The following is a 25,047-nucleotide window of genomic DNA, read 5'->3' on the forward strand; positions in this document are numbered from 1 at the left end:
GCACTCTAATTCCAATATTGAGTGTCTACTTTATTGGGGTCATTCCAAGCGAGAAGCGAGAAGGAATTTTAAGGGTTGGTTTTATGAGTCAACCCTTTTAGGTTCAGCTAGTCAGCATACCTCTCGGTTCTCGCCGAGAGGTGCGTCGCTTACAGCCAACCCGCATATTTACCGACTAAATACAACGCGACACCCGCCATTACGCCAGCAACGATATCATCAATCATAATACCCAAACCGCCGTGCACGCGCTTATCGAGCCAGCCGATTGGCCACGGTTTTACCATGTCAAAAAAGCGGAAGAGAATAAATCCGCTCAATAACCACTTCCAATCGGTTGGTGATAGTTGGAATAACGGCACAATCGCCATGGTGATCCAAAAACCAGCAAACTCATCCCACACTATCGAACCATGATCGTGGACGCCCATGTCATCAGAGGTCACTTGGCAAATTTTCACCCCAACCACACACGCCAACAGCACCGCAATGATATAAGCTGGTAACGGTAATTGAACCAACAACAAATAAAGTGGTATCGATGCCAATGTCCCCATAGTGCCCGGCACAATAGGAGATAAACCACTACCAAACCCAGTCGCTAAAAAATGCCATGGGTTTTTTAAAGAAATCAATGAAAGAGGATTGGCCATAATTACATCTTAATTATTATTGAAATGATCATACCCACTCAATTGCCATTCGAGTGGCTTGCCTTGTAAAGTCAATGACAGCCCTGCCTGTGCGACAATTTGGCCGATACAAGTGACTTTGGTATTGCTCTCTAACAGCATACTCTCTAATGCGTCGCGATGCTGCGGTGAAATAGTAAAACAAAGTTCGTATTCTTCGCCACTGGTGAGTGCGTATTGCAATGCTTGTTCACGATCACGTGTGAATGCCAATAACTCGGCAGAAATCGGCAGCTCATCAACCTGCAATTGCGCCCCAACACCCGAACGTTTAAGAATATGCGGCAGATCAGAAATCACCCCATCTGAGATATCAATCGCGGCACTCGCAACGCCTTGTAGCCTCTGCCCAAGCAAAACCCGCGGCGTAGATAAATAGTGGCGCTTTTCCAGCTCGGCAGCATAGGGAGCGTTGAGCGCGGCATTACCTAACAGAACATCGAGACCTGCTTTAGCATCTCCAAGGTTGCCTGAAACGTACACCCAATCACCCACTTTGGCGCCATCACGTCTGAGCGCTTTATCGGCCGCGACGAAACCTTGCACTGTCAGCGTTAAGCTCAGTGGGCCTTTAGTAGTATCACCACCAATCAACTGAATACCGTATTCATTCGCGAGTGCAAAAAAACTGTCACAGAATGGCTTTAGCCACGCTTCATCGACCTCTGGCATAGTTAAAGCAAAAGAGACCCAAGCAGGACTTGCCCCCATTGCTGCGAGATCACTAATGTTCGACGCTAGGGCTTTATGCGCCACCCATGCAGGATTAGCAGAGGCGAGGAAATGAGTTCCCGCCACTAAGGTATCAGTGCTGATTGCAATCGCTTGATTGACAGGAGCTTGCACTAAAGCGCAATCATCTCCTGCCGCCAAAAGAACGTCTTCACGCTGAGCTTGGCGACCAACAAAATATTTGTCGATCAGATTAAATTCACCGGGCATAGAGAGGTGTCGTTTCTAACAGGCTATTTTTGAGGAATTCAGTATATAAAAAAAGGCCAGCAATTTGCTGACCTTTTTACTAATCTGGCGATTATTTCTTACGTACGTGCGGCGCTGCTTTATCAAGCACACCGTTAACGAATTTGTGGCTATCTTCTGCTGCGAATACTTTTGCAAGTTCAATCGCTTCGTTGATAACAACTTTGTAAGGAACGTCTTCGCGACGAGTCATCTCGTACATAGCAAGACGAAGTAGCGCTAACTCCATCAAATCCAAATCTTGCATTGGACGAGATGTGTATGGGCGAATCTTACAATCTAGCTCTGTGTGACTTAGCACAACACCTGCTAACAGGTCACGGAAGTAGGCAACGTCTGTGTCTGGTGCAGTTAGCGCTGGTTCTGCGGCATGATGTTCTTCTTCATCATACTTACCACCAGATAAAAACTGCTCTTCAATTGTGGCAACATTTTCTTTAGTAATTTGCCAAGAGTAGATCGCTTGTAGAGCGAATCGACGTGCATTACGACGTGCGGCTGGTTTCACACTGGCCCCCATTAGGAATCGATTTCAGAAAGAACGTTAATCATCTCAAGTGCGCTCAGTGCAGCCTCTGCACCTTTATTACCAGCCTTGGTTCCTGCGCGCTCAATTGCTTGATCAATAGTATCAACAGTTAGAACACCGAATGCGACTGGAAGTGAAAACTCCAGAGACACTTGTGCCAAACCTTTGTTGCATTCACTACAAACATAGTCAAAGTGTGGCGTTCCGCCACGAATAACGGTACCTAAAGATACGATGGCATCGTACTTACCCGTTTTCGCTACACGTTGAGCAACTAGCGGTAATTCCACTGCACCAGGGCAACGAACTACAGTAATGTTGTCTTCGCTAACTTGTCCATGACGCTTTAAAGTATCGATGGCACCAGACAATAGACTTTCGTTAATAAAACTGTTGAAACGAGAAATAACGATAGCAATTTTTGCGTTTGGCGCTGGGAAGCCACCCTCGATCACTTTCATAAGCTTTCCTTTAACTATGTTCATCAAGTGAGAATCGCCGGATTCTAGCACAAAACTGTGAGCAATATCTAATAGGTTTTTACATTCCTAAAACGAAAAAGCGAGACATACAATACATCTCGCTTAATCCGTTGGTTTACTGTTGTGAGTTACTCACAAATATACTCAACAACATTCAATCCAAAACCGCCAAGAGCATGGTAGCGCTTATTGCTTGAAGAAAGTAAACGCATGTCATGTATACCAAGGTCAGCAAGGATTTGTGAACCCACCCCCACACGGCGTGAAGTGCCTTGTTTCTTGGCTAACGTCGGTGCGCTACCGTTGTCTTGCGCTTGAAACATTTTGACACGATGAATCAATAAATCACTTGGCTCTTCGTTACCCAAAATCACCAACACCCCACCTTCTTCGCCAATACGCTTCATCGCTTTATCAAGCGTCCAGCTGCGTTCCGCATTGCGGTCACTGCGCAGCAAGTCGGTAAAAGTATCTTGCAGGTGAACACGAACCAGTGGTGAAGTATCCGCCGCACCTTGTTTGCACATTGCATAGTGTACTTGGTTGTCAATCGTGTCACGGTAAGTGACCAGATTGAACTCGCCGAACTCGGTCGGGAGCTTACATTCTGCCACGCGTTCGATGGTCGTTTCGGTGTTGTTACGGTACTCAATCAAATCGGCAATCGTGCCTAGTTTGATGTCGTGTTTTTCCGCAAAGATTTCCAAATCAGGGCGACGCGCCATGGTGCCATCGTCATTTAAGATCTCAACGATAACCGAAGCCGGTTCTAGCCCTGCTAAACGCGCCAAATCACAACCCGCTTCCGTGTGACCTGCACGTGTTAATACACCACCTTCTTGCGCAGCTAGAGGGAAGATATGGCCAGGTTGTACCAAGTCTGCCGCTTTAGCATCTGTCGCGACTGCCGCTTGCACTGTGCGTGAGCGATCCGCTGCTGAAATCCCTGTGGTTACGCCTTCCGCCGCTTCAATTGAAACGGTGAAGTTAGTGGTGTATTGCGCGTTGTTGTCTTGCACCATTGGTGGTAAGCCAAGACGCTCACAACGGGATTTGGTCATGGTTAAACAAATCAAACCACGGCCGTAAGTTGCCATAAAGTTGATCGCCTCCGGAGTCACATGTTCCGCGGCCATGATCAAATCGCCTTCGTTTTCACGGTCTTCGTCATCCATTAAAATGACCATTTTGCCTAAACGAATGTCTTCAATAATTTCTTGTGGCGTACTAATTGGCATCTTTAGTTCCTATTTTGACTGCGCGTTATATTACCGCTTTGTGTTCGTTAACAAGAGTGCTTCTCGCTCACGATTTAAGCAAATCCATTTTGCTGAAGAAATTCCATCGTGATACGTGATTCTGGTTGTGCTGCTTGCTGACTGGTCAGTAATCGTTCCATATAACGAGCCAACACGTCAACTTCAAGGTTAACCTTACGACCAACATGAAAATCAGCGATAGTCGTTTCTTCTCCAGTATGCGGAACGATCGTCAACTTAAAAGCATTCTTACGCAATGCATTAACGGTCAGGCTAATGCCATCAACGGTGATTGAGCCTTTTTCTGCGACGTACTTGTTGAGCTCTTCCGGCATGGCGACCCAAAACTCAATCGAACGACCAACTTGGTTACGCTCAACAATTTCACCGACACCATCCACATGACCAGAGACAATATGACCGCCAAAACGCGTGGTCGGTAACATCGCTTTTTCTAGGTTTACTTTGTCGCCGGCTTGGTAATGGGTAAAACCGGTTTTATTCAATGTTTCGAGCGACAAGTCAGCGGTGTAACTGTGGTCATTAAACGCCACAACGGTTAAGCAAACGCCATTCGTGGCAATGCTATCACCTAGTTTAACATCCGACATATCAAGCTTGTTACTGCTCACGGTAACACTGATATCTTCGCCTTTTGGCGTAATGGCAGTCAGAGTACCAACTGCTTCTACAATACCTGTAAACATAATTACTGTTCTTTATAGATTGGCTTAGCAAGGATGCGAATATCGCGTCCTACTTGCTTCAGCTCGGTAATATCAAGTTCGATCACTTGCGACATTTCTTGGAAACCCAATGCGCCGAATAAACCGCGACCATCGCTGCCCATGAGTTTAGGAGCCTGGTAAAGTACGACTTCGTCCACCAGTTGCTGCTGCATCAGTGAACGAGCAAGCGTCGCCCCCGCTTCAACCCAGATATGATTAATATTGTGCTGTTTAGCTAACATTTCAAATGTTGCGCGTAAATCTATTTGCTGCTCGTCATTCAGCAAGCACTCAACATCGCCACCCGGAGCCACAATTAATCGATCTCCTGCGGTTTGAAATAACTTCAAATCCGCTGACAATTGATTTTGACGGTCAAGAATTACACGTACTGGTTGGCGCAACTCTTCTGCTGGGTAATGGGCTTGAATCGATAGGGGAAGATCATCCCAACGAACATTGAGCGAAGCGTTATCTTCAATCACGGTTTGGCTGGTTGAGAGAATTGCGCCAGATTGAGCTCGAAAGGCTTGTACATCTTGCCTCGCTTGCGCCGATGTAATCCATTGGCTCTGACCATTAGCCAATGCGGTTTGGCCATCGAGGCTGGCGGCCATTTTTAATTGAACAAACGGCATACCTGTTTGCATGCGTTTAATAAAGGCCGGGTTAAGCGCTTGAGCATCAGCTTCAAGTAAACCGACTTGCACCTCAATTCCCGCTTCGCGCAGCATGTTAATGCCACGGCCTGACACTTGCGGATTCGGATCTTGCATCGCGCAGATCACTTTAGCAACTTTGGCTTTAATCAAGCCTTCAGCGCACGGAGGCGTTCGTCCATAATGAGAACAAGGCTCTAATGTGACATAAGCGGTTGCACCTTCAGCCAATTTACCAGCCATGCGCAAAGCATGTACCTCGGCATGGGGTTCGCCAGCACGATAGTGAAAGCCTTCACCAACGATTTGATCATCACGAGTGATCACACAACCGACATTCGGATTGGGCGCAGTCGTATAGATGCCACCTTGCGCCAATTTAATCGCTCGTGACATCATCAGGTAATCTTGCGGAGTAAATGTCGCCATTAGCCGATCCGTTTAATCTTCTAGCTTGGCAATTTCTTCGCCAAATTCACGAATATCTTCAAAACTACGGTAAACCGAAGCAAAACGAATATACGCTACTTTATCGAGTTCTTTGAGTTGTTCCATCACTAAGTTCCCAACCATATCGCTAGGGACTTCTCGCTCGCCAGTCGCGCGCAATTTGGATTTAATCATGCTGATAGCCAGCTCAACCGCGTCAGCACTCACCGGACGTTTTTCTAACGCACGCTGCAAACCACCGATCATTTTATCTTCATTAAACGGCTCACGGTTACCATTCGACTTGATCACTCGTGGCATAACTAACTCAGCGGTTTCAAACGTGGTAAAGCGTTCGCTACAAGCTAAGCATTGTCGACGACGACGTACTTGATGGCCATCAGCCACTAACCGAGAATCGATGACTTTTGTATCAGTCTCAGTGCAAAAAGGACAATGCATATCACCTCCATATCAATGCTCGTAGTGTAACGGAATTGATAACTTGAAGAAAAGAAAAAGGGGCGACAACGCCCCTTTTCACTATCTATATCGCATCGTACTCAAAATAATGACAGCGAGAGCTGCAATTTAGTGAGTACTCATTTATGACGCTAGCTTAGCTACGTACCAAGTAGTTGGCTTTACCCACCCACTTATAGCTGGTCAACTCTTCTAAGCCCATTGGACCACGCGCATGCAACTTCTGAGTCGATACCGCAACTTCAGCACCCAAGCCAAATTGCGCACCATCAGTAAAGCGTGTTGATGCGTTGACATAGACGGCGGCAGAACCAACAGAGTTGATGAAGCGCTCTGCGTTTTCCAGACTATTGGTCATAATTGCGTCTGAGTGACTCGCATTATGGACGCGCATGTGATCAACCGCTTCAGCAACATCAGCAACCACTTTTACGCCAAGCGTGTAGCTTAGCCATTCAGTATCAAAGTCTCCGTCAACCGCATCACGCATCTCTTGCGCATTGCCAAGCAGTGCTTTCGCTTTTGGTTCAACGACCAAGGTCACCTTGCCATTTAAACGCTCAGCCAACATTGGTAGAAACTCTCCCGCTACGTTCTCATGAACCAACAAGGTATCAAGCGAATTACATGCAGAAGGACGTTGTACTTTTGAGTTTTCAACCACATTAAGTGATTTTGCCAAGTCAGCACTGTCATCAACAAAGATATGGCTGATGCCAAAGCCACCGATGATCACTGGAATGGTGCTGTTCTCTTTACACATCTTATGTAAACCCGCGCCACCACGAGGAATAATCATATCCACGTAGTCATCCAACTTAAGCAGTTGTGACACCAACTCACGATCGGGTTTTTCAATGTACTGTACTGACGCTGCTGGTAGGCCAACTTTGTCCAATGCAGATTGAATCACCTTCACTAACTCCATATTAGAGAAGAAGGTTTCTTTGCCGCCGCGTAAAATACTGGCGTTACCGGTTTTCAAGCACAATGCTGCAATATCTATCGTGACATTAGGGCGCGCTTCGTAAATCACACCGACCACACCGAGTGGTACACGACGACGTGCCAATGACATGCCGTTTTCCAACACTTTGCTATCGATTTCGCTACCAACAGGGTCATTTAGGCTAATGACATTACGTACGTCATTAGCAATGCCCGTCAAACGCTCAGCATTGAGCAACAGGCGGTCAAGCAGAGCTTCAGTCAGGCCTGCTTGGCGGCCTAATTCGATATCTTTTTCATTTGCCGCAAGAATGTCAGCGGCACTCGCTTCAAGTTCATCAGCAATCAGAGCCAATGCTTGGTTTTTTTGCGCAGTCGATGCTGTCGCGAGTACAAAAGCCGCCTCCTTGGCCGCTTTACCCATATTGGTTAAATCCACGTTTGTTCCTTTCTAATGCTTTATTCTTGAATGACGACCATGTCGTCACGGTGTACGACTTCTGAACCATAGTCGTAACCCAATACAGAATGAATGTCTTTACTGTGCGCGCCGCGAATCTTCGCCATGTCTGCACTTGAGTAAGCTGAAATACCGCGAGCAATCAGTTTACCGGCTTGGTCGGTCACACGAACAACATCACCACGAGCAAATTCACCGCTCAACGACACGACACCTTTCGCCAATAAGCTACTGCCTTTGGCTAAAACGGCATTAACAGCGCCATCGTCAATCACCAGATCACCGGCTGCTGCTGGGCCAGCCAAAATCCAACGCTTACGGTTTTCCAACGCTTCTTCACATGGAAGGAATCGCGTACCTTGCGGATCGTCACCCAAAGAATCAAAAATGACATCTGGCGCACTACCAGCAGCGATGATCACTTCAATGCCTGCTCGACGAGCGATATCAGCAGCTTGCAGCTTGGTCGCCATACCACCAGTACCAAGATTTGTACCACTACCTCCGGCAATTTTACGCAAGGTATCATCGATAGTTTTAACTTCTTTGATCAACTCAGCGTTCGGATCTTTACGCGGATCAGCAGTAAAAAGACCTTTTTGGTCGGTTAGTAGCAATAACTTATCTGCACCACATAAAATACCGACGAGCGCCGAAAGGTTGTCGTTGTCGCCCACTTTTATTTCCGTGGTCGCTACAGCATCATTTTCATTAACGACAGGAATGATGTCATGCTCAACCAAGGCATTAATCGTATTACGCGCATTAAGAAAACGCTCACGGTCATCAAGGTCAGCGCGAGTTAACAGCATTTGACCGATTTTCATGCCATAAATGGCAAATAGCGCTTCCCAAGTTTGAATCAACTGGCTTTGACCAACAGCAGCAAGCAACTGTTTGCTTGCCATCGAGTTGGGCAGTGCGGGGTAACCAAGGTGCTCACGGCCAGCGGCAATTGCGCCAGACGATACAATAACCACTGAGTGGCCAATTTTTTTGAGCTCTGCACATTGACGTACCAACTCCACCATATGAGCACGGTTAAGTTGTAGCGTTCCGCCAGTCAATACACTGGTACCAAGTTTAACAACCACAGTTTGTGGTTGAGTCACTGTTCCGCATTGTTGATTCGTTGTCATGATCGATTGAATTATTAAAAAACAAGAGCTGTTGTTTTATCAATCAACGCCGCATTTAACAAGCAGAAAAGGCGCTAAAAGCGCCTTTTTATTGGTTACGTTTTGTTAAGCGCCCTTTTTAGACAAATTCCACTGATTTGTCGTGCAGGGAGATTGACATGCCAAACTCTTTTTCTAACAGTTCAGTCAGTTTTTGATGAAAGCTATTTTGAATGCGATTTACTTCCGCAATCGCATCTTTGGGGATTTTATGATCAATCCACTCGCCTTTTTTATCGTATTTCCCCACACGATAACGCGCAGCAAACTCTTGACCTTGCATCTCAAGCTCAAGCCACCATCCCCAAAATTCTCGCTCTTCCGGAGACTTCTTGTCATCTACGCAAACCGCTAAGCAATCAAATAAGTAAAACCCTTCCCTACTTTGCGATTCCCTGAGGTAAGGCCCAATGGCTCTTAGACTCGTTAGCAAGCGAAAATGAGTCGGGATTTTTGTCACTTTTGACATATAGACTCTCCATTTTTCTATTTTAATTATCAGCAGGTTATTAACTTAACCTAACATTACTGTTAACTAAATTAGTAAAAAAGTCATCTCAACAACTCATCTTCTAACCATTTGATCGCTAAATCGAGGGATTGCTCATATCCTTGTGTAATAGTTTTGGAACTGATTTTCTTTGCTTTACCATAATCACTAAAAAGAGCAACCAACTGATTATCACTAAAAGGTGACACCGGATCCCCTTCCAGACTCATGGCTAAAATAGGCACTTTGGTTTTACGACTTGATAAGAAACCTTGCGTTTTTAATGACCACGCCATCATTTGCCCGGCAAGACTGTGAATATCGACCACTTCTTTACCTAAACGAGTGGCGAGGAGATCCAAATACATTTTTGGCATTTTTTTCAACTTAGCGGGGGAAGAAAACACATCGTGGATTGGAGCTCCTAGAGAGACACAAGCCTTAATCTTAAACTGCTCCATAAATGACAGCCTAATCAGTGCATTGCCCCCAAAGCGAAAACCAATCAGACCAACGCGGAAATGATCAACCCATGGAATATTTGGCAATTCGTTGAGTACCGCTTGATGTAAGCAAGAAGAGTCTTCTGATAACGACCAATGGCTAGAGTGACCAAGTGAAGGCATATCCACGGTCAGCATCGCAATATCTTTCGGTGCGAGATGATCACGGAATAAACGCCACATATCAGTTTGCAAACTATCCAATCCCGCACTCACAATCACCACGGGTTTTGGTTTATCTGTCGAGGCAAGATGCAAGTGCGCTATGATTTTTTTACCCTTATACGGCACTTCAATACGCTTAATGATGTACTTGGTTTTGTCTGCCGCATCTTGATACGCTTTTGCCGATAAGGCCTGCGCTTGAATAGCGAGATTATCATTTTTTAAATGAGGGTAGCCGGCAATGCTGTAGCAAAGAGAAGCGTTAAACAACTCATCAGCGGCTTCTTCGCCTTGTTTTTCCCCGGCACGCTTTTGATGCAACATGCCCAGTTTCGTCCACTCAAAGGTCCAGTTACCCCCGTGATAGCCCATCACGGTATCGAGCCATTCTTCATGAGTACGCGAATGAGATGAGCCTGCTATTTTTGCCAGCACACTTTCCATTTCAATCGGGTCAACACCTTGCCATACCCACTGCAGACGGCGAAGATTGCGATACCAACGTTGACCTGAATTTTCACGCATTTCATCGAGCAACGCACGATTGGTTGGCATATAACGAGTGAGCTCTGATGTCTCTTTCGCTTGCTTGTGATTAACAAATAACGTTTCGGAAAGGTTTTGATTATCCAGTTCAGACATGACGATACCTAACTAATGACTACCCCAACATACTATACTCAAGTTAACTCAAGATGCCATGTTGAATAGCACAACTCACATTTAACGACACCATAAACAAAAAATGACCCTAGACGGGTCATTTTAAAATAATTTTAAACGCTTACTTTTGCTTGCGATTAATTGGTTCCACAAATTGCACTGTGGTATCCCATGGCTGCTCAATCCATGTATCTTGAGCAATATCAACCACGTAATCATCAAGAAGAGTTGCACCTGATGGCTTAGCGCAAACCGCAATCAGTTTCGCTTTCGGGTACATTTCACGTAGTTTACGCGCTGTATCACCGCTATCCACTAGGTCTTCGACGATTAGGTAACCTTCGCCATCACCTTCTGGCGCTTTTAGCACGGTCATATCACGCTGGTGATCATGATCGTAGCTAGAGATACAAATGGTATCAACGTGACGAATACCAAGTTCACGCGCAAGAATAGCACCCGGTACTAGACCGCCACGGCTCACCGCCCAAATACCTTTCCACTGTTCAGCTGGCATCTGTTTTTCAGCAAGCTGACGACAGTAATTTTGCATGGCGTCCCAAGTGATAATGAATTTTTTGCTCATTGTAATAACCTAATAATTTTGAAGTTTGCATCCCCGTATTAGGCAAAATTAAACCGATGATGGTTTACAGTGCAAGTAGCAACAGGCAAATAGGGGAAAAGCGACGCAAACGATTATTCTACCGAAAGCGCTGGGCAATACCAATGGAGAATTCACCATTTCAAAAAAATAAACGCCATAGCAGCGCAAACCACTATGGCGATGTGAATTCCGTCACTGTTAGGCGGGGGATGCGGGTTTCTTAGCCCTATTCCCCTTCGCCACTGACAATTTAATTCAACGATGAATTAGGCGACAAGATACTTAATCGCAAACAATGCAGCCAATGCCCAAACACTGACAGAAACTTCACGGCCTTTACCACTCAGTAGCTTAATTGCCGCGTAAGAGATAAAGCCCAATGCGATACCTTCTGCAATAGAGTAAGTCAAAGGCATCAGTAAACACGTCACAACCACAGGTGCAGCTTCGGTCAGATCTCGCCAATCAACGCTCACTAAGCCAGACATCATCAGAATCGCAACATAGAACAATGCGCCCGTTGTTGCGTAAGCTGGGATCATGCCCGCTAAAGGCGAGAAGAAAATCGCCAGTAGGAATAGCACACCAACCACAACCGCCGTTAATCCCGTACGGCCACCAGCAGCAACACCAGCGGTTGATTCAACAAATGACGTCGTACTTGAAGTACCCAATACCGCACCTACAGAGGTCGCAGTAGAGTCAGCCAATAATGCTTTATCTAAACGAGGTAGCTTGCCATCTTCTTTAATTAGGTTCGCTTTCGTTGCCACACCGACTAACGTACCCGCAGTATCGAATAGGTCTACGAATAGGAAAGCGAACACAACCGAAATCATACCCACTTCGAATACACCGGCGATATCCATTTGCATGAACGTTGGCGCAATACTTGGCGGGGTAGACATCACACCGCCCCATTGCACATCACCAAGCACAATACCGATTGCCGTGGTAATCAGAATCGCAATCATCACACCACCACGCACACCACGGTAAACCAAACCGATCGTTAAGAAGAAACCGAGTGCTGCTAGAGCCGGTTTCAAGCTGGCTAGATTGCCACCACTGACTAATGTTGCTGGGTTATCAACCACGATACCGGCATTTTGCAAACCGATGAAAGCCAGGAAAAGACCGATACCGGCTGAAATGCCCGTGCGAAGAGAAAGTGGGATTGAGTTGATGATCCATTCACGAACTTTAAAAATACTTAAAGCCATAAACAGCAAGCCAGACACAAATACCGCACCTAAAGCCACTTGCCATGTATGGCCCATACCTAGGACAACACCGTAGGTGAAGAAGGCGTTCAACCCCATACCCGGAGCAAGTGCGATTGGGTAGTTCGCCACAAAGCCCATAATAAAACAACCAATTGCCGCAGCCAGACAAGTCGCGACAAATACAGCGCCTTTATCCATTCCAGCATCAGCAAGCATCGCAGGGTTTACAAAAATGATGTAAGCCATAGTTAAAAAGGTAGTAATACCTGCAATGATTTCAGTTTTGACGCTCGTGTTATTTTCACTGAGCTTAAAAAGTTTCTCGAACATGGTTAAATCCCATCAAGATAAAAGGTAAGCGTTTGCGTAATCGATTGGCTATGATTATAAAGTTATCAAATAGCAAATTCCAGATAGATTTAATGCTCTAATCAATATTTTTATTCTGCCGATCCCCAACACAACAGTTAAACCCACTAACAATAAAGATAAAATCCTTATTATTCATAGATTAAGCCACCATTTCAGCATATTAATCAATCGGCTAAATTTCGAGCCATGTTGTAAACTTTCAACTGGTTTATTGTGTCATTCTGCATTTTAGAGCGGGTTTATATGCCAGTCATTGCGCTTTAATTGGCCAGCTTAGGAAAAGAGTGAGATGGTGTTTAAGAAATGTACGTATCGAGCAGATAAAAAAACGCCACTCAAATTGAGTGGCGGTTGAATCATGTCAGCTAAAAAAGAAAGCTGTAAATAAATTCCAATAATAGGGGTGAACAAAACTGTTCGATAACAAGCTAAAAACTAATAGCCAAAGCTTGTTGGGTATACAAAGTTACTCGTATAAACAGAGCTGTTTATCCAGAACATTGCACTTGGTAAACCTTTCATACTATCACCTTTTAAATCAATTAATTAAACAACAAATATTGATTTCTCGGTTCCTTGGAGGCGATAAATCGGACTCATCCTTTGAGCATTTTCTCTTCGCTTTCGAAGTTGGTTATAAATATACCCCAAAGAAAATAAATTACAAGCAAATTGGTGATAAAAGTCACAAAAACTTCATTTATTGATCTATGTCACGCTAATTCTGTAAGTTAATTACAGAATTAGCGATAGAGGGCGCTCAAATATCAAGCAACAATGAAAACGATTGCTCATCATGGACGCCCTGTGTTTGCTGCGATCTTGTACAGCAAGAAAATCACTTTTTTACCCCTACTCTCTACTTGAGGAGAGTGCTATGCTAGCTCGCACTAGTTAATGGGCAATTTGTAGTTTTTCATTCTACATTGGTCTACTTATTAACCAATTTGATATTGCCCTGTACCAAATAAGGAGTCATCCGTGTCTGAATTCCATTCTGAGATTAGCCACTTATCCCCTGCGCCACTTTGGCAGTTCTTCGATAAGATCTGTTCTATTGCGCATCCATCAAAACATGAAGAAGCTCTCGCTCAGTACATTGTGACTTGGGCACAAGAGCAAGGCTTCGATGTTCGCCGCGATCCAACTGGTAACGTTTTCATCAAAAAACCAGCAACTGCGGGGATGGAAAATAAGAAAGGCGTCGTTCTACAAGCGCATATCGATATGGTACCGCAGAAGAATGAAGACACTCAGCATGACTTCACTACTGATGCTATTCAGCCATACATCGATGGCGAATGGGTCACGGCGAAAGGCACGACCCTAGGCGCTGATAATGGTATTGGTATGGCATCTTGTCTCGCTGTCTTAGCGTCAACAGATATCAAACATGGTCCGATCGAAGTTCTATTAACCATTGATGAAGAAGCAGGCATGACGGGCGCATTCGGCCTAGAAGCCGGTTGGTTAGAAGGCGATATTCTACTCAATACCGACTCAGAGCAAGAAGGCGAAGTTTACATGGGCTGTGCTGGTGGTATTGATGGCGAGGTCACTTTGCCACTTACTCGTGAAGCTATTCCAGCAGGTTACATTACTCGTCAACTGGTCTTGAAAGGCTTAAAAGGCGGTCACTCAGGTTGTGATATCCACACTGGTCGTGGCAACGCGAACAAACTGCTTGGTCGCTTCCTTGCTGGCCACGCTCAAGAACTTGACCTACGTCTGATCGAATTCCGTGGTGGCAGCCTACGTAATGCCATCCCTCGCGAAGCATTTGTGACAGTCGCCCTACCAGCAGAGAACGAAGCAAAACTAGCGGAAACATTTGAGTTTTACACCAACCTACTTCGTACTGAACTGGGCCGTGTAGAAACAGATATTGCAAGTTTTAACCAAGCAGTGAACAGCGAAGCACAAGCATTTACACTAAGCGATCAACAACGCTTTATTGCTACTCTGAACGCACTACCAAATGGTGTTATTCGTATGAGTGACGACATTGCAGGTGTGGTAGAAACGTCACTTAACGTGGGTGTGATCGTGACAGAAGAGGACAAAATCACCGTACTTTGTCTTATCCGTTCTTTGATCGACTCAGGTCGCCAACAAGTAGAGAGCACGCTAAAATCAGTCGCCGAGCTAGCTGGTGCGAACGTGGCATTTAGCGGCGCATACCCTGGTTGGAAACCGGATTCAGACTCAGAGATCATGGCGGTATTCCGTGATCTTTATGACAGTATCTATGGCCATAAGCCAAATATTATGGTGATTCACGCCGGACTTGAATGTGGTCTATTTAAAGAACCATACCCAGAAATGGATATGCTTTCTTTCGGTCCAACCATCAAGTTCCCGCACTCTCCAGATGAAAAAGTGGAGATCAGCACAGTGGCGCTGTTCTGGGAACAAATGGTCGCTCTACTCGAAAATATTCCTGACAAAGCATAAGCAACTCGGTGAAGCATTAGTAGAAGTTATCCGAAAAGCCAGCTTGGATTAGCTGGCTTTTTTAGTGATGACGATAAAAAAGATTTATCGTCATCACTAATTATTTTCGTTAGTCACGGATATATCAGGTTGTTACAGTCCCCGTCCTTGAAGCGTCTTTGGGCAAACCATCTTGCCTTCTTCAAGCACCATAACACCGTGTTGTTATGTTGGGAGCGCTCCTTCCTGGGGTGTCTTATTTCTCTCATATACTAATCTGTATTAGGTAGTCGTGTATTTCGTTGTGCACTGAAATATTCATTTGCAGTCATAACCTTTTACTGCCTATTTTTATTGGCACTGCTAATAGGAATTTCCCCCTATTGGTTGATGATGAACCAACACATTTTTGTATATCAACGAACTGAATAATTGTGATGAAGAAAGAAAAACTGCTCGTAGGCTGGTGTGAAACACTATCCCTACCATGTCTTGGTATTGATAAAATTAACGCTAAAATTGATACCGGCGCCAGAACCTCTTGCTTACACGCGTTCAAAGTAGAGAGCTTTTACAAGGAAGAGACACAATGGGTACGCTTTTGGCTGCACCCTATTCAACACAACACGGAAGTAGAAGTCGTTTGCGAAGCGAAAGTTATCGATGAACGCGTTGTTCGTGACTCTGGTGGTCATGAAGAAAAACGCTATGTGATTCAAGTCGAAATGAGCCTCGGCGGTCAAACTTGGCCAATTGAAATCACATTAAACAACCGCGAAAACATGGCTTTTCGTATGTTATTAGGTCGTACTGCAATGCATCACCGCATTCAAGTTGACCCAGTAGAGTCATTTTTAATCCCGTTTGAGGAAAACAAATAATGAAAATTGGTATTCTGTCACGCAACGCGAATCTTTACTCGACTCGTCGCCTAATCGAAGCGTGTGAAGTTCGAGGCCATGAAGTGAAAGTAGTTGATGCTCTTCGCTGTTACATGAATATCAATTCAGATAAACCAGAAATTCACTTTAAAGGTGAAGAGCTTTCTGGTGTCGATGCTATTATTCCTCGCATCGGTGCATCTGTGACTTTTTACGGTACTGCAGTTCTACGCCAATTTGAAATGATGGGTGTTTACCCAATCAACGAATCGGTAGCGATTACGCGTTCTCGTGACAAATTGCGTTCAATGCAACTGCTGTCTCGTAAAGGTATCGGTATGCCTATCACTGGTTTTGCAAGCAAGCCAGATGATGTAAAAGATTTGCTGGAAATGGTTGGCGGTGCGCCAGTTGTTATCAAGCTTCTTGAGGGCACTCAAGGTATTGGTGTTGTGCTAGCAGAAACGCGTAAAGCGGCAGAAAGCGTTGTTGAAGCTTTCATGGGCTTAAAAGCCAACATCATGGTACAAGAATTCATTAAAGAAGCTGGCGGTGCTGACATCCGCTGTTTCGTTCTGGGTGATAAAGTGATTGCCGCGATGAAACGTCAAGGTGCAGAAGGTGAGTTCCGCTCTAACCTACACCGTGGTGGCAGCGCTTCGCTTATCAAAATCACGCCAGAAGAGCGCCGCACTGCGGTTGCTGCTGCGAAAATAATGGGTCTAAATGTGGCTGGGGTTGATCTACTTCGTTCTGACCGCGGTCCATTAGTCATGGAAGTAAACTCATCTCCAGGTCTTGAGGGTATTGAGGCCGCTACCGGTAAGGACATCGCTGGAATGATTGTCGAATTTATTGAGAAAAACGCGGCAAGCAAAAGGACTAAAACTCGTGGCAAAGGCTAAAAAGAATCGTGCTTTTGAATTTCTCGGTGAAACAGTTGCACCGGGAGAACGTAAGGTAATCGAGTTAGAAGCTGCCAAGCTTTACACTCACTCACCTTTATCGATTCCAGTCGAAATTATCAATGGTAAATTGGCAGGTCCAACATTGATGGTTAACGCTGCTATCCATGGCGATGAACTGAATGGCGTAGAAATCGTTCGTCAGTTAATCAACACCATTGATGTGAACAAACTGAAAGGTACCCTCATTGCGGTGCCTATCGTGAACGTATTTGGTTTTATCCATAAGTCTCGCTACTTGCCTGACCGTCGTGATTTAAACCGATGCTTCCCGGGTAGTGAAAAAGGCTCGCTTGCTTCACGTATGGCGCATACCTTTTTCTCACAAGTGGCAAAACGCTGTGACTACATCTTAGATTTGCATACTGGTGCGATTCATCGTACAAACTTGCCTCAAATCCGTGCGGATTTGAGCAACCCAGAAACACTAAGAATTGCTCAAGCGTTTGCAACACCTGTAACGGTGGATGCCCCTCTGCGTGATGGTTCACTTCGCAGTGAAGCAGAGCGTCTGGGTATTCCTGTACTGACTTACGAAGCGGGCGAAGCATTGCGCTTTGAACCTATTTGTATCAGTGCTGGTTTTATTGGCGTACAGCGTGTGATGCAAGCTATTGGTATGCTGCGTGCAAGCCGTAAAAAGCTGCCAAATACCGTGATTGCAAAATCAACCAGTTGGTTGCGCGCAGAAAGCGATGGCATTCTACGTACCCTAGTAACACTAGGCGAAAAAGTAGATAAAGGTCAGGTTTTGGCGTACATCAGCGCACCGCTTGGACACAGTGAAATTGAGCTAACGGCGCGCAAAGGCGGTATCGTTATTGGCCAACAAACACTGCCACTCGTGAATGAAGGCGACGCTATTTTCCACCTAGCTTACTTCGAAGAAGATGACGATGAAGTGGAGCAAGTGGTTGAAGACTTTATTGAAGAGATCATCGATGCGGATCTAGAACCGCTCACGACTGGTCAAATCAATACACATAATTAATCTGATATCGCCAAATAAAAAAGCCCGCAATGCGGGCTTTTTTGTATCGTTTATTTATGGCTAATTAGCCGAATGAAGCCCAAATAACCGTAGCCACTAACAGCGGGCAAACAAACTTCACGTACGCAGGCCATAACTTACCAAATAGCCCTTGGCTGAACTCAGGACAACCTTGTTCTAGTTCTTTGATCTTAGCGTTGCGATTCCAAACCCAACCACCAAATACACAGAATAGTAGTGCAGCCGTTGGTTGTAAGTACTGAGTCGCCACCGTAGCGACTAAGCCAAACATCGCACCAAAGTTATAGACGATCACCACGCTAAATAGTGCAATGATGCCACCAAGAACCCAACTGGTTGGCCCACGTTTGGTGTTAAAACGCTCTCCCACCAACGAAACCGGACACTCCAGCATCGAGATTGATGAGGTCAATGCTGCAATCGTTAGTAGTAAAAAGAACGCAATCGAGAAGATTTGTCCCAGTAACCCTAAGCTATCGAACATCAAAGGTAAGACAGTAAAGACCAAGGTATCCGAACTCAGCAGAGAACCATCCTCAGCATAGATTTGAACACCTTTTTGCATCGCAACAAACATCGCCGGCATCACGACTAGGCCAGCAATAAAGGCCACGGCAGTATCGACTAAGGTCACGTTCATTGCCATCTTAGGCAAGTTCTCTTTCTTACTTAAATAAGAACCGTAGATCAACATTGAACAGCCACCGATAGTCAGCGAGAAGAAGCCTTGTCCCATCGCCGCTAGAATCAATTTCCGGTCAAATACTTTCTCAAAATCAGGGACTAAATAGTGCTTCAAACCTTCCATTGCGCCGTTTTGCGTCATGATGTAGACAAACAGAAGACCAAATAGGACAAACAATGCCGGCATCAGGCGTGTTGACCACTTCTCAATACCTTGTTTTACGCCACCTTGCACAATCAGGATCGTCAGAACATAAAAAACGAGAGTACCAAAAAGGTTACGTTCTACACTGAATCCTTTAAACCAAGCCGTTGCCGCTTGCAGGCCGAAAATGTCGGTAATCGCCCCCAGCATGAAACAGATCAACCAACCACCAACAATGCTATAAAAGGCTAAAACAGCACTTGGCACGCTCAAACCTATCCAACCGACTAAACCACCGAAAGTCTTACCTAGCGGCTTATCGGTTAGTGAACGCATGCTATCTACAGGGTTCGCTTGCCCATAGCGACCAATCGCCATTTCCACCACCAGCATAGGGAAAGCAACCACAAGGATCATCACCAGATAAACCAGCAGAAATGCGCCACCGCCATTACTGGCAGCCTGTGTTGGGAAGCCCCAAATATTACCAAGCCCCACTGCTGCGCCAGCGGCAGCAAGGACAAAGCCAAGACGAGAGCCAAAATGCTCACGATTAGAAGAATGTTGTTGTGTCATACCACCCACACAATATCAATGAACTAGTAAACTAGTACATTATAGTTAAAACCAACAATGCACAAGCGTTATTAGGCAATTATTTCGATATACCCGACAGTTTTCCGATGATCTCACTACCTCATTTTTACTCGAAGTAATAAAAAAGGAGCCGCATTGGCTCCTTCAATAAAATAGAGGTTATTGTTAAATACTAAAGACTTGGTAGTCTTTAAGCTGTGGAATCTTTTTCAGAACGTCTTGTTCTTGCTCTGCCATTTGGTCAAGAGACTCACAGAACTCTTGTGCTTTCTGTTGTGATTCTTCAGCATGTTCTGCCATACGCTTTTCAACTTTTGCTTTCAGCGCATACATACTTTCCGACAATTCAGTTAAGTTTAAACCGCCATCTTGCTGCATCTTCTCTGATAACACTCCCATCGCGTCAGATAAAAACTCACTGGTGAAGATCTCTTTTGCTTTAGCAAAGTCATCCGCCCAAGATTGCGTCATCTCATCAAAGCTTTGCGCAGGGAGAATTAAATCACCATCCTTGTAATAACGGGCTTCGACGTCGGCATAAAATTCTTTGACTGCCGTTTTTACATCATCAAAAGCACCCGGAGCTTCAAGGCTAGTTGCTACATCATCAATTAAATCATTCGCCAAGGCGATACCATCATCAGCCAACTGTTTTGCGCGTGGCAGATAATCATTCATTTGTTGGCGGTACTTATCGATCGCCGCTTGCTGCTCAGCATCAAGTTGGATCTTCTCACCATGAATAAAGAGGTTGTTGTCACCATCGACGACTGCTTTTTCACCATCACTATGGGCAATTTCGAGTTTTTCGCCATCCAATGTCACCTGATTTTGTATATCAATGCGGCACTGCGCAGCTTGGCTGCTCGCACTAAAGCTAGCAACGCTAAGAAATATAAGTGAAAGGCTGATGATGTGTGTTTTCATGATGTCGCTCAATCGTTATCCAAATCTATTATTACTATAACATTAATGCACGGAAGGCATGTTAGCTGACTGTCACGACTTGATAGGTCTTCGCTTTGTCGCCAATCTTAACCACCACCTCATCGCCTTCTAACTTGCCTTTCAGCGCTTTACCGAGTGGTGATAGCACCGTGAGCAAATACACAGGCCGCTGCTGGGATTTAACCTCTAGTCCACCAGCACAGGGAGCGATAAAGAAGTGCTTACTCACTTCCTGTTCATCTTCAACTTCTACATACGCGCCAACGGCAATGGCGCTATCGACGAAACTGCGCAGCGTAAGATTGCGCATTAAACTCAGCTCACGTTCACACTCTTGAACTCGCATTGCTTGCCCATGGGCAAGATAAGCGGCCTCAAGCGCTAAAGTATCATATTTATGTTCTGATACCGTTTGGTCATCTGTCGCAGCATCAATCGCAGTTTGAGTTGATGAGTGAGCGATAACTAACTTTTCTTGGAGCGCGGCGACGATATCGGCGACTAATTGCTGTTTATGCATGATGGTGTAAGTGGAAACGACAAGGAGATGATAACAAGGCAATAGAGTAGCACATTCGATGCCATTCCAAGAGTGCATAGGTAGACAAACACGGAAAGTACGCCGACTAAAAGAAGCTTAATTGTTTGCTTTGATCTTCCGGTTTAAGCATCACGCTTAACCCCAGTAAACGTATTTCCCGACCATTTTGCCGCTTCAACACGTCGGTTAATAATTGACGAAAATCGTCTAATTCTAATTGTGGATGAATGTGCTCGATGGTAGTTTGCTGAAAATCGGCAAACTTCACCTTAATTCCTTGTTTGATAATCGATTTATCTGGACTGGCTTTAAGCAGACGAACTTCCAGTTCAGGATACAGCTTCTGCTCGATCACTTGCCAGCACTGTTCATAACTCACAATGTTGTGAGTAAATGTACGCTCAACACCGACCGACTTTCGCTCACGCTCAGTCACCACTTCCCGTTCATCAATGCCGTGGCTACGTTTCCACAAAGATTCACCTTGTCGGCCAAAGCGACGCAATAACTCACGATAATCGCTATTTTTAATATCCTCGCACAGAAAAAAACCTGCTTGATGTAACTTCTCGAGACTCACCTTCCCCACTCCGGGAATTTTCTCCAATGGCAATTTATCAACCACAGCTTGCACTTGCTCCGGTGGAATAACACATTGTCCATTGGGTTTATTAATATCAGACGCCACTTTAGCGAGAAACTTGATCGGTGCGACACCAGCTGAGGCGGTGAGATGTAATTCGTTTTCTATATCACGACGAATCGCTTGCGCAATCAAGGTCGCAGAGCCTCGACATAACGTCGAATCTGTCACATCGAGATACGCTTCATCGAGGGAAAGAGGCTCAATTAAGGCGGTGTAGCGCTCGAATATAGCGCGTATTTGGGTTGAGACCTGCTTGTAAACGTCCATACGGCCACGAACCACTAGCAGATCAGGACAAAGCTGCAACGCTCTTGCCGTTGGCATTGCGCTACGAACACCAAATTTACGAGCTTGGTAATTACAGGTGCTGATCACACCACGTTGCTTTTCGCTCCCCCCAACAGCTAGGGGACGATCACGATAACTCGGATTATCACGCATTTCGACAGCGGCAAAAAAACAATCCATATCCACATGAATGATTTTTCTTACTCGTTCCGCAGCCATATCCACCACACCACACTGTTTAAAGATACAGTATAAATAATAAATAGACGGAAGAAAAATCTAATTGGCAGCGCATTCTGTGCACTTACTTATAGAGCTATGCTTGCTAACACTTTATGATATCTATTAACAAATTAGATAGTATGGATACTGTGTGAACAACCAAGTCTTAGTCGTTGAAGACAGCCTCACCTTTCGCAATTACCTGGAACAACTCCTCAGCCAGGCTGGTTATCGAGTTTTGACAGCGGAAAACATTAGCCAAGCGCGGGCGATCCTTGATACCAACCCCGATCTTCTTTGCGCAGTGCTCGATTATTGCCTACCGGATGGGGAAGATGGTGAAGTTATCGAGTTAGCACTCACTCACCAACATAAGGTTATTGTGCTAACTGCGCTATTTAACCCTGAGCTTCGCGAGCACATGTTGGCAAAAGGGGTGGTCGATTATCTGCTTAAAGACAGTACCGCTTCAGTCTCATATATTTTGCCCTTGATCCAACGTTTAGAGCGTAATCAACAGCATAAGTGTTTGGTCGTTGACGATTCAGCCACCGTGCGTAATCACGTGGTACAGCTGCTTGAGCATCAATATATTGCCACCCGCCAAGCAGAAAATGGCGTTGAAGCAATCAAAGCACTGCAAAACGATGCCGAGATTACGTTTGTCATTAGCGATCATGATATGCCGGAAAAAGATGGCATCACCATGATCCGTGAAATTCGTCAACAGAGTGACCGTACCCGACTACCAATTCTCGGCTTATCAGGCAGCGAAGATCCCACCTTAACGGCCCAATTTCTAAAAGCGGGCGCCAACGACTTCCTCAACAAGCCTTTTAACCCCGAAGAGTTTTATTGCCGCGTGCATCAAATACTCAATATGCAAGAGGCCACCCAAGAGCTCTATCGCATGGCGAATCAAGATGCTTTGACTGGGCTTTGGAATCGACGCTACCTCTTTAATCAAGCGTGCAATGGTTGCGAGGCTCGTAATATCGCGATGCTTGATATCGATTTCTTTAAAGCAGTCAATGATACCTACGGCCACGATGGTGGCGACGCCGTATTGGTGACCGTGGCCAAAATTTTGCAGCTTTACTTCCCCGACGATGTCATCGCTCGATTTGGTGGTGAAGAATTTTGTATTCAAGCTTGTGGCTCTTTCGACCACTTTACTTCGCGATTGGAAAAACTGCGCCAGCGAATTGCCAACACCAGCATTCCCTATCAAGACACCTCGATAACTGTCACCATCAGCATTGGTGTTGCGACCATGCAAGAGAGCCTCGATGCGCAAATTAAATTGGCAGACGATCGCCTCTATGCCGCCAAAGATCAGGGCCGTAACCTAGTCATTACCCAGTAAAGTCATTACGCATTAAGGTTATTGTGCAGTGAGCTTTACCTTAGAAAACAAAAACAGAAAACAAAAAACCGGCATCAAGGCCGGTTTTTTGATTTTAGGTCAGATTACGCAATGCGATCTTTTTCCCATGCTGCGAGCTTTTCAGCACGAGCAGCAGCGCGAGCCTCACGCTTCTTACGCGCATCACAAGGCTCTGGGCAATTACACACTTTCTCAATGCCGACGGCACCAAGGCCACCACAACTGCCTTTTACCACTTTCTTTTGGAATATATAGCCCACTGCCATCGCAGCGATGACCGCCATAAACACACCAAAAGTAATTAGAAATGTACTCATAATCAGATGCTCACTTAGCTAATTATTGATTAATGAATGGCTTATACGCTTCTGAAGCCAATTCTTTGAAACCATCATCGGTCTTCACAATCATGAACACCGGAATATTATTTTCGTTAGCGATTTGCATACCACGCTCTTCACCGAGCACCATTAGACCGGTTGCAAGGCCATCAGCCGTCATTGATGACGCATCAAGTACGGTCACTGATACCACTTTATGGCGGATTGGGTAGCCCGTTTTTGGATCGATAATATGAGAATATCGAATGCCATTACTCTCGAAATAATTACGGTAGTCACCACTGGTCGCTATCGCCATATCGCCCGGCTCAATAATCTCTTGGATTGAGCGCTCACCCACACTTGGTTTTTCAATTGCAATACGCCAGCCAATGCCTTCACGGTTGACACCTTTTAAACGCATCTCACCGCCAACTTCCACCATGTAGTTAGCGATGCCTTGTGACTGTAAGTAATTCGCTACCACATCGACACCCCATCCTTTAGCGATTGTTGAAAGGTCGACATACAGGTTAGGGATATCCTTCGATAACTTATTGCCGTCCATCGATAGATGTTCAATTCCAGTATAGGCTTTGCGAGCAGCCAATTCTTCATCGCTTGGAACAACATCAGGACGCGCTTCAGGACCAAAACCCCATAGATTCACTAGTGGCCCAACCGTGACATCCAATGCCCCTAACGTTAGACCGTTCAAGCGCATCGCTTCTTTCACAACTGTCGCGGTTTGCGGCGAGACTTCGAAAGGTTGATTAGTTTGATGCTGATTAAAGCGACTTAGTTCAGAGTCTTTACGGTAAGTCGACATCTGGTCATTGACTTCTTCAAGTAAGCGATCAATTTCAGTCTGTAGAACGTCTGGTGTCGGTAAACCTTCTTGTTCAATGTACTTAATATTATAAGTTGTCCCCATAGTAGGACCGCTTAAATGAACTTGTTCTACCGATTTTTCACAGCCGGCTAGAACCAATAGAGAAGCAAAGACAACAAGCCACTTTTTCACTCGTTTACTCCTGGTGTTGTTTAGAAAACATAGGGTAGCTGTTGATATTCATCAGCTATCTTATATTCACTAATTTTGAAAAAAGAATGGCTAGCTCAAG

The 25,047-nt window shown here is 45.2% G+C and carries 25 protein-coding genes; 5 read left to right on the plus strand and 20 right to left on the minus strand.

Features of this window, described 5'->3' with window-relative positions:
- Positions 1–149 precede the first annotated feature (149 nt).
- The 14 genes from pgpA to RH88_RS00800 form a co-directional block, all read right to left on the minus strand.
- Positions 150–653 carry a phosphatidylglycerophosphatase A gene (gene pgpA / locus RH88_RS00735; RefSeq protein ID WP_005592764.1) on the minus strand — a complete coding sequence of 168 codons (504 nt, stop codon included), beginning with the start codon at positions 651–653 and terminating at the stop codon, positions 150–152.
- A gap of 9 nt (positions 654–662) precedes the next feature.
- Positions 663–1,634: a thiamine-phosphate kinase gene (thiL, locus tag RH88_RS00740; protein ID WP_005592766.1), complete on the minus strand. Its 972-nt coding sequence runs from the start codon at positions 1,632–1,634 to the stop codon at positions 663–665.
- A 91-nt stretch (positions 1,635–1,725) separates the two neighbouring features.
- Entirely contained in the window at positions 1,726–2,193 is a 468-nt protein-coding gene (gene nusB / locus RH88_RS00745; protein WP_005592767.1) for a transcription antitermination factor NusB, read from the minus strand.
- A complete protein-coding gene (gene ribH / locus RH88_RS00750; protein WP_005592769.1) occupies positions 2,193–2,663 on the minus strand; it encodes a 6,7-dimethyl-8-ribityllumazine synthase in 471 nt (156 codons plus the stop codon). Before ribH ends, nusB begins: the two co-directional genes overlap by 1 nt.
- 149 nt (positions 2,664–2,812) lie before the next feature.
- Positions 2,813–3,922 (minus strand): bifunctional 3,4-dihydroxy-2-butanone-4-phosphate synthase/GTP cyclohydrolase II, encoded by a 1,110-nt coding sequence (ribBA, locus tag RH88_RS00755; protein ID WP_005592770.1) that lies wholly within the window; start codon positions 3,920–3,922, stop codon positions 2,813–2,815.
- A 74-nt stretch (positions 3,923–3,996) separates the two neighbouring features.
- The gene (locus tag RH88_RS00760; RefSeq protein WP_005592771.1) at positions 3,997–4,650 is read right to left on the minus strand and encodes a riboflavin synthase; all 654 of its coding nucleotides are present in this window, start codon (positions 4,648–4,650) and stop codon (positions 3,997–3,999) included.
- 2 nt (positions 4,651–4,652) lie between these two features.
- A complete protein-coding gene (ribD, locus tag RH88_RS00765; protein ID WP_005592772.1) occupies positions 4,653–5,759 on the minus strand; it encodes a bifunctional diaminohydroxyphosphoribosylaminopyrimidine deaminase/5-amino-6-(5-phosphoribosylamino)uracil reductase RibD in 1,107 nt (368 codons plus the stop codon).
- A gap of 12 nt (positions 5,760–5,771) precedes the next feature.
- Positions 5,772–6,221: a transcriptional regulator NrdR gene (gene nrdR, locus RH88_RS00770; protein ID WP_005592773.1), complete on the minus strand. Its 450-nt coding sequence runs from the start codon at positions 6,219–6,221 to the stop codon at positions 5,772–5,774.
- Between the two features lie 157 nt (positions 6,222–6,378).
- Positions 6,379–7,629 (minus strand): glutamate-5-semialdehyde dehydrogenase, encoded by a 1,251-nt coding sequence (locus RH88_RS00775; RefSeq protein WP_005592775.1) that lies wholly within the window; start codon positions 7,627–7,629, stop codon positions 6,379–6,381.
- A 20-nt stretch (positions 7,630–7,649) separates the two neighbouring features.
- Entirely contained in the window at positions 7,650–8,789 is a 1,140-nt protein-coding gene (proB, locus tag RH88_RS00780) for a glutamate 5-kinase (protein WP_040757784.1), read from the minus strand.
- A gap of 118 nt (positions 8,790–8,907) precedes the next feature.
- Entirely contained in the window at positions 8,908–9,297 is a 390-nt protein-coding gene (crl, locus tag RH88_RS00785; RefSeq protein ID WP_005592779.1) for a sigma factor-binding protein Crl, read from the minus strand.
- An 83-nt stretch (positions 9,298–9,380) separates the two neighbouring features.
- On the minus strand, positions 9,381–10,628 hold the full coding sequence (gene frsA, locus RH88_RS00790) for an esterase FrsA (RefSeq protein ID WP_005592780.1): 1,248 nt from the start codon (positions 10,626–10,628) through the stop codon (positions 9,381–9,383).
- 142 nt (positions 10,629–10,770) lie between these two features.
- The gene (gene gpt / locus RH88_RS00795) at positions 10,771–11,235 is read right to left on the minus strand and encodes a xanthine phosphoribosyltransferase Tet(34) (RefSeq protein ID WP_005592781.1); all 465 of its coding nucleotides are present in this window, start codon (positions 11,233–11,235) and stop codon (positions 10,771–10,773) included.
- 287 nt (positions 11,236–11,522) lie between these two features.
- Positions 11,523–12,812, minus strand: coding sequence for an NCS2 family permease (locus RH88_RS00800; protein WP_005592782.1), 1,290 nt, complete (start codon positions 12,810–12,812; stop codon positions 11,523–11,525).
- 1,023 nt (positions 12,813–13,835) lie between these two features.
- Between RH88_RS00800 and RH88_RS00805 the strand changes: the two genes are divergently transcribed.
- From RH88_RS00805 to RH88_RS00820, 4 genes are all read left to right on the plus strand, one after another.
- Positions 13,836–15,308, plus strand: coding sequence for an aminoacyl-histidine dipeptidase (locus RH88_RS00805; RefSeq protein WP_005592783.1), 1,473 nt, complete (start codon positions 13,836–13,838; stop codon positions 15,306–15,308).
- Positions 15,309–15,724: 416 nt separating this feature from the next.
- Complete coding sequence (locus RH88_RS00810) at positions 15,725–16,168, plus strand: ATP-dependent zinc protease family protein (RefSeq protein WP_005592784.1); 444 nt, start codon at positions 15,725–15,727, stop codon at positions 16,166–16,168.
- Positions 16,168–17,073: a 30S ribosomal protein S6--L-glutamate ligase gene (gene rimK / locus RH88_RS00815; RefSeq protein WP_005592785.1), complete on the plus strand. Its 906-nt coding sequence runs from the start codon at positions 16,168–16,170 to the stop codon at positions 17,071–17,073. The genes RH88_RS00810 and rimK overlap by 1 nt, the downstream gene beginning before the upstream one ends.
- Positions 17,060–18,124, plus strand: coding sequence for a succinylglutamate desuccinylase/aspartoacylase family protein (locus RH88_RS00820; protein WP_005592786.1), 1,065 nt, complete (start codon positions 17,060–17,062; stop codon positions 18,122–18,124). The genes rimK and RH88_RS00820 overlap by 14 nt, the downstream gene beginning before the upstream one ends.
- 64 nt (positions 18,125–18,188) lie before the next feature.
- Here RH88_RS00820 and RH88_RS00825 read toward each other — a convergent pair whose 3' ends face one another.
- The 4 genes from RH88_RS00825 to dinB form a co-directional block, all read right to left on the minus strand.
- A complete protein-coding gene (locus RH88_RS00825; RefSeq protein WP_005592787.1) occupies positions 18,189–19,550 on the minus strand; it encodes a sodium-dependent transporter in 1,362 nt (453 codons plus the stop codon).
- A gap of 186 nt (positions 19,551–19,736) precedes the next feature.
- Positions 19,737–20,498 carry a YggN family protein gene (locus RH88_RS00830; RefSeq protein WP_005592789.1) on the minus strand — a complete coding sequence of 254 codons (762 nt, stop codon included), beginning with the start codon at positions 20,496–20,498 and terminating at the stop codon, positions 19,737–19,739.
- Between the two features lie 61 nt (positions 20,499–20,559).
- Positions 20,560–21,039: a GreA/GreB family elongation factor gene (locus RH88_RS00835; protein ID WP_040757786.1), complete on the minus strand. Its 480-nt coding sequence runs from the start codon at positions 21,037–21,039 to the stop codon at positions 20,560–20,562.
- Between the two features lie 106 nt (positions 21,040–21,145).
- Positions 21,146–22,213, minus strand: coding sequence for a DNA polymerase IV (gene dinB, locus RH88_RS00840; RefSeq protein ID WP_005592793.1), 1,068 nt, complete (start codon positions 22,211–22,213; stop codon positions 21,146–21,148).
- Positions 22,214–22,367: 154 nt separating this feature from the next.
- Here dinB and RH88_RS00845 point away from each other — a divergent pair, with 154 nt between their 5' ends.
- A complete protein-coding gene (locus RH88_RS00845; RefSeq protein ID WP_005592794.1) occupies positions 22,368–23,582 on the plus strand; it encodes a response regulator in 1,215 nt (404 codons plus the stop codon).
- Positions 23,583–23,686: 104 nt separating this feature from the next.
- On the opposite strand, the gene nqrM is transcribed toward RH88_RS00845, so the two are convergent.
- Positions 23,687–23,920 (minus strand): (Na+)-NQR maturation NqrM, encoded by a 234-nt coding sequence (nqrM, locus tag RH88_RS00850; protein WP_005592795.1) that lies wholly within the window; start codon positions 23,918–23,920, stop codon positions 23,687–23,689.
- 22 nt (positions 23,921–23,942) lie between these two features.
- A complete protein-coding gene (locus tag RH88_RS00855) occupies positions 23,943–24,947 on the minus strand; it encodes an FAD:protein FMN transferase (protein WP_005592796.1) in 1,005 nt (334 codons plus the stop codon).
- Positions 24,948–25,047 lie beyond the last annotated feature (100 nt).

Source organism: Vibrio scophthalmi LMG 19158, assembly GCF_000222585.1.
GTDB lineage: Bacteria > Pseudomonadota > Gammaproteobacteria > Enterobacterales > Vibrionaceae > Vibrio > Vibrio scophthalmi.

Coding starts and splice junctions, on each gene's coding strand:
- RH88_RS00760 (WP_005592771.1), bottom strand. CDS start 4,650: ATGTTTACAGGTATTGTAGAAGCAGTTGGTACTCTGACTGCCATTACG.
- RH88_RS00835 (WP_040757786.1), bottom strand. CDS start 21,039: ATGCATAAACAGCAATTAGTCGCCGATATCGTCGCCGCGCTCCAAGAA.
- nqrM (WP_005592795.1), bottom strand. CDS start 23,920: ATGAGTACATTTCTAATTACTTTTGGTGTGTTTATGGCGGTCATCGCT.
- ribD (WP_005592772.1), bottom strand. CDS start 5,759: ATGGCGACATTTACTCCGCAAGATTACCTGATGATGTCACGAGCGATT.
- frsA (WP_005592780.1), bottom strand. CDS start 10,628: ATGTCTGAACTGGATAATCAAAACCTTTCCGAAACGTTATTTGTTAAT.
- RH88_RS00825 (WP_005592787.1), bottom strand. CDS start 19,550: ATGACACAACAACATTCTTCTAATCGTGAGCATTTTGGCTCTCGTCTT.
- RH88_RS00800 (WP_005592782.1), bottom strand. CDS start 12,812: ATGTTCGAGAAACTTTTTAAGCTCAGTGAAAATAACACGAGCGTCAAA.
- RH88_RS00830 (WP_005592789.1), bottom strand. CDS start 20,498: ATGAAAACACACATCATCAGCCTTTCACTTATATTTCTTAGCGTTGCT.
- nrdR (WP_005592773.1), bottom strand. CDS start 6,221: ATGCATTGTCCTTTTTGCACTGAGACTGATACAAAAGTCATCGATTCT.
- thiL (WP_005592766.1), bottom strand. CDS start 1,634: ATGCCCGGTGAATTTAATCTGATCGACAAATATTTTGTTGGTCGCCAA.
- rimK (WP_005592785.1), top strand. CDS start 16,168: ATGAAAATTGGTATTCTGTCACGCAACGCGAATCTTTACTCGACTCGT.
- gpt (WP_005592781.1), bottom strand. CDS start 11,235: ATGAGCAAAAAATTCATTATCACTTGGGACGCCATGCAAAATTACTGT.
- ribH (WP_005592769.1), bottom strand. CDS start 2,663: ATGAAAGTGATCGAGGGTGGCTTCCCAGCGCCAAACGCAAAAATTGCT.
- proB (WP_040757784.1), bottom strand. CDS start 8,789: ATGACAACGAATCAACAATGCGGAACAGTGACTCAACCACAAACTGTG.
- nusB (WP_005592767.1), bottom strand. CDS start 2,193: ATGGGGGCCAGTGTGAAACCAGCCGCACGTCGTAATGCACGTCGATTC.
- ribBA (WP_005592770.1), bottom strand. CDS start 3,922: ATGCCAATTAGTACGCCACAAGAAATTATTGAAGACATTCGTTTAGGC.
- dinB (WP_005592793.1), bottom strand. CDS start 22,213: ATGGCTGCGGAACGAGTAAGAAAAATCATTCATGTGGATATGGATTGT.
- RH88_RS00810 (WP_005592784.1), top strand. CDS start 15,725: ATGAAGAAAGAAAAACTGCTCGTAGGCTGGTGTGAAACACTATCCCTA.
- crl (WP_005592779.1), bottom strand. CDS start 9,297: ATGTCAAAAGTGACAAAAATCCCGACTCATTTTCGCTTGCTAACGAGT.
- pgpA (WP_005592764.1), bottom strand. CDS start 653: ATGGCCAATCCTCTTTCATTGATTTCTTTAAAAAACCCATGGCATTTT.